Origin of the sequence: Enterococcus sp. DIV0213h (genome assembly GCF_051711285.1) — a bacterium.
Lineage (GTDB): Bacteria > Bacillota > Bacilli > Lactobacillales > Enterococcaceae > Enterococcus_D > Enterococcus_D casseliflavus.
In genome coordinates this window covers 2,831,908-2,843,593 of record NZ_JBIOMH010000001.1, presented here as the reverse complement: position 1 = coordinate 2,843,593, position 11,686 = coordinate 2,831,908, and the positions used below count along the sequence as shown (strand labels likewise).

10 protein-coding genes and 2 pseudogenes are annotated in these 11,686 nt (G+C 42.4%); 11 read left to right on the top strand and 1 reads right to left on the bottom strand.

The window, feature by feature from the left end; translation table 11 throughout:
- Positions 1-9: 9 nt before the first annotated feature.
- The 9 genes and pseudogenes from IGI77_RS13305 (at position 10) to cls (ending at position 10,154) form a co-directional block, all read left to right on the top strand.
- Positions 10-1,299 (top strand): carbohydrate ABC transporter permease, encoded by a 1,290-nt coding sequence (locus tag IGI77_RS13305; protein WP_010749778.1) that lies wholly within the window; start codon positions 10-12, stop codon positions 1,297-1,299.
- 2 nt (positions 1,300-1,301) lie between these two features.
- Complete coding sequence (locus IGI77_RS13300) at positions 1,302-2,135, top strand: sugar ABC transporter permease (protein ID WP_016608756.1); 834 nt, start codon at positions 1,302-1,304, stop codon at positions 2,133-2,135.
- Between the two features lie 10 nt (positions 2,136-2,145).
- The gene (locus IGI77_RS13295; RefSeq protein ID WP_438770202.1) at positions 2,146-2,961 is read left to right on the top strand and encodes a DUF1189 family protein; all 816 of its coding nucleotides are present in this window, start codon (positions 2,146-2,148) and stop codon (positions 2,959-2,961) included.
- Between the two features lie 248 nt (positions 2,962-3,209).
- Positions 3,210-5,594 (top strand): annotated as a pseudogene (gene secA, locus IGI77_RS13290) (preprotein translocase subunit SecA); the annotation flags it as partial.
- Between the two features lie 45 nt (positions 5,595-5,639).
- Positions 5,640-5,714: pseudogene (locus IGI77_RS13285) on the top strand (SEC-C metal-binding domain-containing protein); the annotation flags it as partial.
- An 88-nt stretch (positions 5,715-5,802) separates the two neighbouring features.
- A protein-coding gene (prfB, locus tag IGI77_RS13280) for a peptide chain release factor 2 (RefSeq protein WP_100214389.1) occupies positions 5,803-6,910 on the top strand; the annotation gives its coding sequence in 2 pieces (ribosomal slippage) (positions 5,803-5,874 and positions 5,876-6,910; 1,107 coding nt in all).
- 112 nt (positions 6,911-7,022) lie between these two features.
- Positions 7,023-7,709, top strand: coding sequence for a cell division ATP-binding protein FtsE (gene ftsE, locus IGI77_RS13275; protein ID WP_005228783.1), 687 nt, complete (start codon positions 7,023-7,025; stop codon positions 7,707-7,709).
- The gene (gene ftsX / locus IGI77_RS13270; RefSeq protein WP_010749773.1) at positions 7,702-8,586 is read left to right on the top strand and encodes a permease-like cell division protein FtsX; all 885 of its coding nucleotides are present in this window, start codon (positions 7,702-7,704) and stop codon (positions 8,584-8,586) included. The genes ftsE and ftsX overlap by 8 nt, the downstream gene beginning before the upstream one ends.
- A gap of 122 nt (positions 8,587-8,708) precedes the next feature.
- Positions 8,709-10,154: a cardiolipin synthase gene (cls, locus tag IGI77_RS13265; protein WP_005228785.1), complete on the top strand. Its 1,446-nt coding sequence runs from the start codon at positions 8,709-8,711 to the stop codon at positions 10,152-10,154.
- Between the two features lie 64 nt (positions 10,155-10,218).
- Here the strand turns inward: cls and IGI77_RS13260 are convergent, their stop codons facing one another.
- Positions 10,219-10,338 carry a DUF4044 domain-containing protein gene (locus tag IGI77_RS13260; protein ID WP_005237290.1) on the bottom strand — a complete coding sequence of 40 codons (120 nt, stop codon included), beginning with the start codon at positions 10,336-10,338 and terminating at the stop codon, positions 10,219-10,221.
- Positions 10,339-10,670: 332 nt separating this feature from the next.
- Here IGI77_RS13260 and IGI77_RS13255 point away from each other — a divergent pair, with 332 nt between their 5' ends.
- Positions 10,671-11,039 (top strand): DUF3397 domain-containing protein, encoded by a 369-nt coding sequence (locus IGI77_RS13255; RefSeq protein WP_005228786.1) that lies wholly within the window; start codon positions 10,671-10,673, stop codon positions 11,037-11,039.
- Positions 11,040-11,237: 198 nt separating this feature from the next.
- Positions 11,238-11,669: a division/cell wall cluster transcriptional repressor MraZ gene (gene mraZ, locus IGI77_RS13250; RefSeq protein WP_005228792.1), complete on the top strand. Its 432-nt coding sequence runs from the start codon at positions 11,238-11,240 to the stop codon at positions 11,667-11,669.
- The last annotated feature ends 17 nt before the right edge of the window (positions 11,670-11,686 follow it).

Below are 11,686 nucleotides of genomic sequence, written 5' to 3'. Positions count from 1 at the left end.
AGGATACATATGAGGACGAATTCACAAGCCATGCAGACAGCGCTTCTTTCAATCATCCCTGGTGGGGGACAATTCAAAAATGGTCAGAAATTCAAAGCGGGTCTCTTTTTTGCAGCCTTTCTGATTTTTCTGGTCGAAATGCTTTTGTTTGGTGGACAAGCACTTTATAACTTTGTCACACTCGGATCAGTACCGATGGAAGACAACTCTTTGTTCTTGTTGATTGAAGGAACACTGCAGGTCATCGTTACCGTTATTTTCATTATCTTTTGGGTTTTAAATATCAAAGATGCTTATCAGGTTCGGCAAAGCATTGAAAAAGGCTTCCCGGTAGCTGTTACGAGAAAAGAATTTTTCAAAAAATTATACGAAGATGGGTTCGCGTACTTACTGACGATCCCTGCCTACTTGGTAATGATCGTAGCAATTATTTTTCCAGTAATGGTGACGCTCTTTATGGCATTTACCAACTATGATTTTCGACACATTCCGCCAGCAAACTTAATCGACTGGATCGGTTTTTCGAATTTCACGAATATCTTCACCTTAAGTTCTTACCGCGACACCTTTGTAAAAGTATTCAGTTGGACGGTGATTTGGACCGTTTTAGCAACCACCTTGCAAATTACACTCGGCATACTGACAGCAGTTGTTGCCAACCAAAAATTTGTGAAGTTTCGTCGCGTCTTTGGGGTGATTTTCTTGCTTCCTTGGGCGGTGCCAGCGTTTATCACAATCATGAGTTTTTCAAATATGTTTAATGATACCGCAGGAGCGATCAATACGCAGGTGATCCCGCTATTGAACAATCTGCCTTTTGTGGATATTGGGAACATTGCTTGGAAGACTGATCCGTTTTGGACGAAAACGGCGATTATTTTGATTCAGGGTTGGTTAGGGTTTCCTTACATCTATGTAATGGTTTCGGGGATTTTACAATCCATTTCCGAAGATTTGTATGAAGCAGCAAAAATGGATGGAGCCAATGCGTTGCAGCGTTTTCGGAACATTACGCTGCCGGCAATCTTTTTGGTAGCAGCCCCAACCTTCGTTACGCAATATACAGGGAACTTTAATAACTTCTCGATGATCTATCTATTTAACGAAGGTGGACCAGGGAGTTTAGGCGGAAATGCTGGATCGACAGATATTTTGATTTCATGGATCTACAAACTGACGACCGGCGGCTCACCACAATATTCGATTGCTTCTGCATTGACCTTGATCATTTCCTTTGTGGTGATCTCCATTTCATTACTGGTGTTTAAAAAGACGAATGCATTTAATATGGAGGATTGAGGATGAAAAAGAAGAAGTTTTCTTTCAGCAAATTATTTACCTACTTGTTTATGATCGCGTTATCGATCATTATCATCTATCCCTTGTTGATTACCGCAACCTCAGCCTTCAAGGCAGGGAACATGATCGCTTTTCGCTTAGATTTTGATGCGGATTGGACATTGAACAACTTTCGACGTTTATTCAATGAAACCCCGTATTTGACATGGTATAAAAACACCTTGATCGTGGCCGTTTCGACGATGATCATTCAAGTAATGATCGTAACGTTAGCAGGGTATACTTACAGTCGTTACCGTTTTGCTGGTCGTAAAAGTAGTCTGATGGTGTTCTTGATCGTTCAAATGGTACCGACAATGTCGGCGTTGACCGCTTTTTATGTCATGGGCTTATTAGCAAACGGTCTAGATAGCTTCTGGTTCTTGACACTGATTTATATCGGTGGTGGGATTCCGATGAATACTTGGCTGATGAAGGGGTACTTTGATACGGTACCCATCGACTTGGATGAATCAGCAAAACTTGATGGTGCAGGGCATTTTCGTATCTTTTGGCAAATCGTTTTGCCCCTCGTAAAACCAATGGTTGCCGTCCAAGCATTGTGGGCCTTTATGGGACCATTCGGCGAATTCTTGCTGGCGCGATTCTTGCTTCGCTCACAAGAGCGTTTGACCGTCGCAGTCGGGCTGCAAACCTTTATCAATGATGCCCGTAACCAACGGGTCGCACTCTTTGCGGCAGGGGCGATTTTGATCGCCGTACCGATCGCTGCACTGTTTTTCTTCTTACAAAAATACTTTGTTTCAGGTTTGACCTCTGGCGGAACAAAAGGATAGGAATGATAGGATGTCTGAACAACGATTTCCCTTAACGTACTTTGGGGCCATTTTTTCTCCAACAAAAGTCTATGCATGGCGTAAAAAATTAAATCGCTGGCAGCAAGTGTTCGTCTATGTTTTCTTGATGTCCTTGCTGATGATCCCGTTGACCTTAATGATCAGCAAGCAAACGAATCAAGCCTTTGCGGCATTTTTTCCCCATGCAAAAACACTCGTGACGGCAGAAACGGCAGCAAAATACAATGAGTTGCAGCTGGAAGATGGCAAACTTTTAGCGGATGAGTCACAAGTCTTTTCCCAAACAGAAGCGGGGATCATAGGCGTTGCGCTTTCAGAAGCGGCTCTTGAAAAAGCAAAATACGCCATCAATTTTCGGGAAACAGACTGGACCATCAAAGAAGAAATCGATGGACAAACTTATCACTATGAAATGCGTTACACGGCGGAAATGGCACCTGATCAAGTAGATGATGCGGCTTCGTTTCAAAAAGCAATCGAAGACGGCTTCTATCGCAACAACGAGACAGCAATTTTCTTCAGTCAGACGATCACAGTGGCATTTTTATTGGTGGCAATGAATAGTATTCTAGTCATAGGCGCAGCGTTTTTCCTCTGGTTGACGAAAAAATCACGACTATCGACAATCGGCAGCTTTAAAGAAAGTACGAACGTGATTTTAAATGCACTGGGGGCAGGCTCTCTCGTTGCGATGTTGGCAGGATTTATTGGCGCTGATATCGTCTTGATGATCGGGATTCAGTCTTTAGGCATGCTACTGATGCTCTTCTTAGCTTTCTTAAAAACCCGTTTTAAAACGGCATAATTTGCAAACCTTCGCAACAAGACGTTTGGGCGTGTGCTGGACTTTCAGCGCCGATCAATGGCTTGTTGCGTGTTTTTTTTCCCGCGTTTCTTTAAAATCTGTGAAAAAAGGTTAAGAATCCGTTTATCACGCAAGATTGATGCGATAGTTCTATCGAAAAATATTTCATTTATGGTGAACTAGTGCTAAAATAGTTAGGAGAGTTTCCAGCTAGGATAATGCAGAAGTAAAAGGAGAATTATTAAGGTATGGCCAATTTTTTTAGAAAATTAATTGAAAACGACAAAAAAGAATTAAAACGTCTTGACCATATTGCGAATCAAGTTGAATCACATGCGGATGAAATGGCCGCTTTATCTGATGAACAATTACGCGGGAAAACCGATGAATTTCGTCGTCGTTTCCAAGAGGGAGAGACTTTGGATAAATTATTACCTGAAGCCTTTGCAGTAGTACGTGAAGCTGCAAAACGCGTTTTGGGCCTTTATCCTTACCACGTCCAATTAATGGGTGGGATCGTCTTGCATGATGGGAATATCCCAGAGATGCGTACGGGTGAAGGGAAAACCTTGACGGCGACATTACCTGTTTATTTGAATGCTTTGAGCGGTCAAGGTGTCCACGTCGTAACTGTCAATGAATACTTGGCAACTCGTGACTCGACTGAGATGGGGGAGCTGTACAACTTTTTAGGGTTGACGGTCGGCTTGAACATCAACTCAAAATCAGCAGAAGAAAAACGTGCGGCATATGCTTGTGACATCACTTATAGTACAAACAATGAATTAGGGTTTGACTATTTGCGGGACAACATGGTGGTTTACCGTCATCAAATGGTACAGCGTCCATTAAACTATGCCATCGTCGATGAGGTCGATTCGATCTTGATCGATGAAGCGAGAACACCGTTGATCATTTCAGGACAAGCAGAAAAATCAACTGCGCTATACAATCGGGTCGACAATTTTGTCAAACGCTTGACGGAAGAAGAAGACTACAAAATCGATATCCAATCAAAAACGATCGGTTTGACAGAACGTGGGATCGAAAAAGCGGAAGAGACCTTCGGCTTAGAAAACTTGTATGATATTGAAAACACGGCATTGACCCATCACTTGGATCAAGCACTACGAGCGAATTACATTATGATTCGCGATATCGATTATGTCGTGCAAGATGGAAAAGTAATGATCGTTGACCAATTTACAGGTCGGATCATGGATGGTCGCCGATATTCTGATGGGCTCCATCAAGCGATCGAAGCGAAAGAAAGTGTCGAAATCGAAGATGAAACCAAAACGATGGCGACGATCACATTCCAGAACTACTTTCGGATGTACAAAAAACTGTCTGGGATGACTGGTACAGCGAAAACGGAAGAAGAAGAGTTTCGAGAAATCTATAACATGCAAGTCATTCAGATTCCTACAAACAAACCAATCTTACGGGATGATCGTGCGGACTTGCTTTATCCAACGCTTACGAGCAAATTCCAAGCAGTCGTTCAAGACATCAAAGAGCGTCACCGCAAAGGACAACCCGTGCTTGTAGGGACGGTCGCTGTTGAGACTTCTGAATTACTGTCATCGATGCTTGATCGTGAGAAAGTTCCTCATGAAGTATTGAATGCCAAGAATCACTTTAAAGAAGCAGAAATCATTTTGAATGCGGGACAAAAAGGTGCTGTAACGATCGCGACCAATATGGCTGGTCGGGGAACGGATATCAAGTTAGGTCTTGGTGTTGCAGAACTAGGCGGCTTGGCAGTTATCGGTACTGAGCGTCATGAATCACGACGGATCGATAATCAGTTGCGGGGACGTGCGGGACGTCAAGGAGATCCAGGGATGTCGCAATTTTACTTGTCGTTAGAAGATGATTTAATGAAGCGTTTTGGTTCTGAACGAATCAAAGTGTTCTTGGATCGGATGAAGATCGATGAAGGCGACGCCGTGATCCAAAGCAAGATGCTTTCAAAACAAGTAGAATCTGCCCAACGACGAGTGGAAGGCAATAACTACGATACTCGGAAAAACGTCTTGCAATACGATGACGTGATGCGAGAACAGCGGGAAGTTATTTACGGACAACGTCAAGAAGTGATCATGGAAGAAACGGATCTTTCACCACAATTAATGAATATGGTGAAACGTTCCATCAGCCGAGTCGTCGACAGTCATACGCAATTAGAAGAAAGCAATTGGAACTACGAAGGAATCGTTGATTTTGCGGCGAATGCACTTGTTCATGAAGATACTATCAGTATCGAGGACATCAAGGGCAAATCAGCTCAAGAGATCAAAGACTACCTAAACCAACGGGCAGAAGAAGTCTTTGAACAAAAGAAAGCACAACTTAATAGTCCAGAACAATTACTGGAATTTGAAAAAGTCGTCATCTTACGAGTTGTCGATACGAAGTGGACCGACCACATCGATGCTATGGATCAGCTGCGTCAATCGGTTGGGTTACGGGCTTATGGACAAAACAATCCATTAGTTGAGTACCAAACAGAAGGATTCAATATGTTTGAGAACATGGTTGGAGCGATCGAATATGAAGTAACTCGTCTCTTTATGAAGGCAGAGATTCGTCAAAACGTTCAACGGGAACAAGTTGCTCAAGGGGAAGCACAAGGGGTAGAAGAAGCACCTGCTGCCCAAGCACCAAGTTTCAAAAACGTTGGTCGTAACGATCCTTGTCCATGCGGCAGCGGGAAAAAATTCAAGAATTGCCACGGGAAAAATATGTAACACGTTTTGAAAAAGTTGAGAGTAGGCTGGCAGACGTTTTTGTCCAGTCTACTTTCGTTTGTAAGAAAAAAAGAAAGAAGGAATTTTAATGGAAATCGCAGATATTCGGAATCAATTGACCCAGATGAATGAAAAAATAATCAGTTTTAGGGGGTCTCTTTGACTTAGATCAGTTAGAAGAGGACATTGCGGAAGCGGAACACCAAATGGCAGATCCCACCTTTTGGGATGACTCAGAAAAAGCTCAACAAGTCATTAACGCAAACAATGCCAACAAAGAGACCTACGATCAGTTCAATCAGTTAGCAGAAGAATTGGAAGAGCTGGAAGTGATGTTGGAAATGATTCAAGAAGAAGCAGACCCAGAAATGGAAGCAGAACTTGAAGCACGGATCACGAAGCTAAACGAGAAAATGGCGTCTTATGAATTGTCGATGCTGTTAGATGAACCCTATGATCGAAATAACGCCATCATCGAGCTTCATCCTGGTGCAGGCGGTACCGAATCACAAGACTGGGGCAGCATGCTGTTACGGATGTATACTCGTTTTTGCGAACAACACGGGTATCAAGTAGAGACCCTCGACTATCAAGCTGGTGATGAAGCGGGGATCAAAAGTGTCACTTTACTTGTAAAAGGCCACAACGCCTATGGGTATTTGAAATCGGAAAAAGGCGTTCATCGTTTAGTTCGGATCTCACCTTTTGATTCAGCCAAGAGACGGCACACGTCATTTTGCTCGGTGGATGTGATGCCAGAATTAGATGGGGCGATCGATGTGGAAATCAACTCAGATGATTTGAAAATCGATACGTACCGCGCAAGTGGTGCGGGTGGACAGCACATCAACAAAACCGAATCTGCTGTGCGGATCACCCATATTCCGACAGGAACGGTCGTTGCTAGCCAAGCCCAGCGCTCACAATTGAAAAACCGTGAGCAAGCGATGGGGATGTTGAAAGCCAAGCTGTATCAATTAGAAGTGGAAAAGAAAGAGCAAGAGGCAGCAGCTTTGCGAGGCGAGCAGTTAGAAATTGGTTGGGGCTCGCAAATCCGTTCTTATGTCTTCCATCCCTATTCGATGGTCAAAGATCACCGAACGAATTTCGAAACTGGGAATGTACAGGCAGTCATGGATGGCGATTTGGATGGCTTTATCGACGCGTATTTGAAGCTGAAATTGAATCAAAAATAACCTTGTGTGACTTAAACAGATTGAAACATAATTGTAATCTGTTGCAAGCAAGGTGAAATATATTCATGCTATAATAAGCCAGAATGAAAATTTGAGATGGAGAGATAGCTGTATGATAGAAATGAAAGATATAATGAAAAAGTACTCTAATGGTACGACTGCTATCCGTAACCTTTCGATTTCAATTGATCAAGGAGAGTTTGTTTATGTCGTGGGCCCATCGGGTGCCGGTAAATCAACCTTTATCAAATTGATGTATCGGGAAGAAAAAGCAACTAAAGGCGTTTTGAATGTCGCAGGATATGATTTGGTCGGCATGAAAAACCGCGAGATCCCATTGATGCGTCGGGAAATCGGCGTGGTCTTTCAGGATTATAAACTTTTACCACGGAAAACGGTCTTTGAAAATGTTGCTTATGCAATGCAAGTTATCGGCCGCAAACCTCGTGATATCAAAAAACGGGTGATGGAAGTGTTAGACTTGGTCGGCCTGAAACATAAGGTGCGGGTATTTCCAAGTGAGCTTTCCGGTGGGGAACAACAGCGGGTGTCGATCGCTCGTGCCATCGTAAATACGCCGAAAGTATTGATTGCGGATGAACCAACGGGGAATCTAGATCCTGAAAACTCATGGGAAATCATGAAGCTGCTTGATCGGATCAATGCCCAAGGAACAACGGTCGTTATGGCGACCCATAATAGTACGATCGTAAATACGATTCGTCATCGCGTGATCGCGATTGAAAATGGCCGCATTATTCGCGACCAAGCGGAAGGAGAATATGGTTACGATGATTAGAACATTTTTCCGTCATCTCCTGGAGAGTATCAAAAGTTTAAAGCGTAACGGCTGGATGACTATTGCGTCATTGAGTGCGGTAACGATCACACTGACATTAGTCGGTATTTTTCTAGGTGTAATCTTAAATGCAACAAAACTAGCCGAAGACATTCGCGAGAATGTGGACGTTTCGGTTTTCGTTGATATTGGTACGGAACAAGAAGACATGGATGCTTTGGAACAGTCCTTAAATGATCTGCCGAACGTTTCAGAAGTGAAATTTTCTAGCCGAGACGAAGAGTTGCAGAAGATCCAAGATGCAATGGGGGATTCATGGAACTTGTTCGAAGGCGACAGCAATCCGCTGTATAATGTGTTTGTCGTCAGTGCAACAGATCCAGAGTATACGACAGAGATCGCTGAGCAAGCTGGCGAATTGCCAAATGTTTTCAAAGCCGATTACGGCGGAGATTCTTCTGACCGAATCTTTGAATTGTCTGCTGCTGTGCGGACTTGGGGCTTAGCTGCTGCTGTCTTATTGATTTTTGTGGCAATGTTCCTGATCTCTAATACGATTCGGATCACGATTTTGTCTCGTCAAAGAGAAATTCAGATCATGCGTCTGGTGGGGGCGAAAAACGGCTACATTCGTTGGCCATTCTTCCTTGAAGGCGGCTGGATCGGACTCTTAGGTTCGATCGTTCCGATTGCATTAATGTACTTCGGCTACCACCAAGTTTATGCAATGGTCAATCCATCCTTACTGCGTTCAAATTACAGTTTAATTGCACCAAATATGTTTCTATTACAAGTTTGCGGTGTAATGGCGCTGATTGGGATCGTGATCGGTTCACTTGGTTCCGTCTTATCAATGCGCCGTTTCTTAAAATTCTAAACCGATGTTTTTTTAGTCGATCGTCAAGATCGGCTTTTTTTGTTTCATCACAGTGTTTCTTTACTTTAGGTACTATTTTTTGATATGCTTTAGTAGCGGGAAATCGGGGAAGAGGTGGAGAAATGGTTGTAATGGATAATTTGGTAACCATTTTATTTATAGTCAATATTTTGTTATCAATCATTATCATTTTCAGAGAAAGGCGGCAGACTGCTCAAACGTGGGCCTGGCTTTTGGTCTTGATGTTCATTCCAATCGTTGGCTTTGTGCTTTACTTTTTCTTTGGTAGAGGGATCTCTAAAGAAAAGATCTTTGATATGCGCTCACAGGCAAAGGTGGGGCTGAATGTTGAATTAGAAGAACAAAAACAAGCCCTCGCTCGTCAGCTGTTTCCGCATCCGCCGACCGCGCAGGTAGAAGTGCAGCAGCTGGTCTACCTGTTGACAGTCTTTGGGCAATCCCTGTATACGACAGCGAATAGTATGACGCTTTATACCGACGGACGGCAGAAATTTGATGCCTTGATCGCGGATATCGAACAGGCAAAAAATCACATTCATATGGAATATTACATTTATCGCAGTGATACATTGGGAAATGAAGTCAAAGAGGCACTGGTGCGCGCGGCGAAGCGGGGCGTAAAAGTAAGAGTCTTATTAGATGCTTGGGGCAGCACCCAAGTATCATTGAAGTTTTTTGATGAGTTGCGTCTACATGGCGGTCAAATTGCCTTCTTCTTTCCTTTATTCGTTCCTTATGTCAATCCGCGAATCAATTATCGAAATCATCGGAAAATCGTGGTGATCGATGGAGAAATTGGCTATACAGGCGGTTTTAATGTGGGAGATGAATATCTAGGGCAAGTGGAAAAATTCGGTTATTGGCGAGACAATCACTTGCGAATTGCCGGTTCAGCTGTCTATTCGCTGCAAAATCGGTTTTTGATGGATTGGAATTCACAACATGCGTTGGAGATCAAATATGATCCTTCCTTGTTTCCTGAAATCAAACAAGTCGGGACAGTTGCAGCCCAAGTCATCACGAGTGGTCCTGATACGGAACATGAAGAAATCAAAATGACCTATCTGAAAATGATCAACTTAGCCAAAAAGGAAATCTTGATCCAAACACCTTATTATATTCCGGATGAAGCCATTCACAATGCCTTGAAGTTGGCACTGCTTTCTGGGGTGAAAGTCCATATACAAATCCCTAACAAACCGGATCATCCCTTGGTATATTGGGCGACCTATTCCTTTGCGGCTGAGCTACTGCATTTTGGGGCAGTCATCGAAACCTATGAGAAAGGGTTTATGCATGCAAAAACGATGATCATTGACAGTGGGCTCGTTTCGATTGGTTCAGCAAATATCGATGTCCGATCGTTTCGTTTAGACTTTGAGGTCAATACGATCATCTACGATGCACAACTCGCGACGCAAACGAAAGAAGCGTTTCTGGCGGATTCGATCGATTCTAAGCACTTAACGATCGAAGCGTATCAGCAAAGAAAGCTGACGATCAAAATCAAAGAAGGCTTGGCACGCCTTGTGTCACCCTTGCTGTAAAAAAAGTGCCCTTTTCCAAAAGATGGAAGCCATCATTTTGGAAAAGGGCACTTTTTTAATAGGATTAACCCATAATACTTGTGTATGCTGCTAAGAAAATCGAGCCAACAGTGAGAATAAGCATGGTCCAGATCACGACTTGCGTGATTTTTGCAAAGGTACTTTTTGGTTTTTTCTCGTTCATTCTAATCCACCTTTTAGAGTTATTCTAGTGACAGTTTACCCTCAAATACACAAGAACTCAAGTTGAACCAAGGAGAAATTAAGAAATTTTCAATTTCAGGACAAAAAAAATCATTAGAATGGCAAGATAGACTTGTTGAAGATACGCCCTTCTGTTTTAATAGGTAAAGAAATGCATTCTTCAAGACTTTCAAAAGTCAGCTGGTGAACAAAGAGGCTCCTTAAAAAATTTCATGACTGTCTTATTCCAGCTCAGATTTTTAAAAGAACTGAAACACGGATGTAAAGAAAATAAAGTATAGTGACACTAGTTGTTAGAAAGGATTTTGCTGTATGTCTGGATTTAATCCAATCGTTTTGTTTTGGTATATCTTCCCTGTGCTCGTCTATTTCGCCTGTCGGTTCATTGTTTCCGCGTTGTCCTTGAATGATCGTTACCACGTGAAGGCACCGGATTTAGCAGTACCGTTTTTGATGGTCGGGATTCATCAATTATCAAAGTATACTTTTGATCAAGCGATCACATTGTACTATTTGATCTCCATTTTTTTATTAGGGATTCTGCTGGCAGTTTTTCAGGCATATTACTATGAGGAGATCCAATATGGTCGCTATTTAAAGATGTATTGGCGTAGTATTTTTCTATTTACGATCATTTTTCATGTCGTTTTGATCATTCTAAATATTGTTAGTTACTTATAGTGTTTTGACTCTTGATAAACGCCCATTTTTTCACTTAAAGTTTTTTTAAAAACTTTAAGTAGTCGGTTTTCCTCTTTTTCCTCATTTGGTAAAGAAAAGTCAAACAACTTCCCTTTCAAATTTCATATAATTTGTGGTAGAAAGTGGGGGATTGTGGTAGACTGTGAATATCAGGTGGAGATCGGGGGTTATTTATCGATGTTTATGGGTGAATTTCAACATTCGATAGATGCAAAAGGCCGACTAATCGTCCCTTCAAAACTACGAGAAAAACTCGGAGAAAAATTTGTTGTGACACGTGGATTAGATGGCTGTTTATTTGGCTACCCCTTATCTGAATGGGAAAAACTTGAAGAAAAACTAAACGAAATGCCTTTAGCGAAAAAGGACGCTCGGACATTTGTCCGCTTCTTTTATTCTGCTGCAACAGAGTGCGAAATCGATAAACAAGGACGAATCAATATCCCTGTTACATTGAGAAATCATGCAGACCTTACCAAAAGCTGTGTGATCATCGGCGTTTCAAACCGAATCGAGATTTGGGATGAAACGCGTTGGCAAGCATTCTCTGAAGAAGCAGAAGAAAACTTTGATGAAATTGCTGAAACAATGATTGATTTTGGCTTATAGGCTTGATAGGAAGAGGA

Coding starts and splice junctions, on each gene's coding strand:
- IGI77_RS13305 (WP_010749778.1), top strand. CDS start 10: ATGAGGACGAATTCACAAGCCATGCAGACAGCGCTTCTTTCAATCATC.
- IGI77_RS13300 (WP_016608756.1), top strand. CDS start 1,302: ATGAAAAAGAAGAAGTTTTCTTTCAGCAAATTATTTACCTACTTGTTT.
- IGI77_RS13295 (WP_438770202.1), top strand. CDS start 2,146: ATGTCTGAACAACGATTTCCCTTAACGTACTTTGGGGCCATTTTTTCT.
- ftsE (WP_005228783.1), top strand. CDS start 7,023: ATGATAGAAATGAAAGATATAATGAAAAAGTACTCTAATGGTACGACT.
- ftsX (WP_010749773.1), top strand. CDS start 7,702: ATGATTAGAACATTTTTCCGTCATCTCCTGGAGAGTATCAAAAGTTTA.
- cls (WP_005228785.1), top strand. CDS start 8,709: ATGGTTGTAATGGATAATTTGGTAACCATTTTATTTATAGTCAATATT.
- IGI77_RS13260 (WP_005237290.1), bottom strand. CDS start 10,338: ATGAACGAGAAAAAACCAAAAAGTACCTTTGCAAAAATCACGCAAGTC.
- IGI77_RS13255 (WP_005228786.1), top strand. CDS start 10,671: ATGTCTGGATTTAATCCAATCGTTTTGTTTTGGTATATCTTCCCTGTG.
- mraZ (WP_005228792.1), top strand. CDS start 11,238: ATGTTTATGGGTGAATTTCAACATTCGATAGATGCAAAAGGCCGACTA.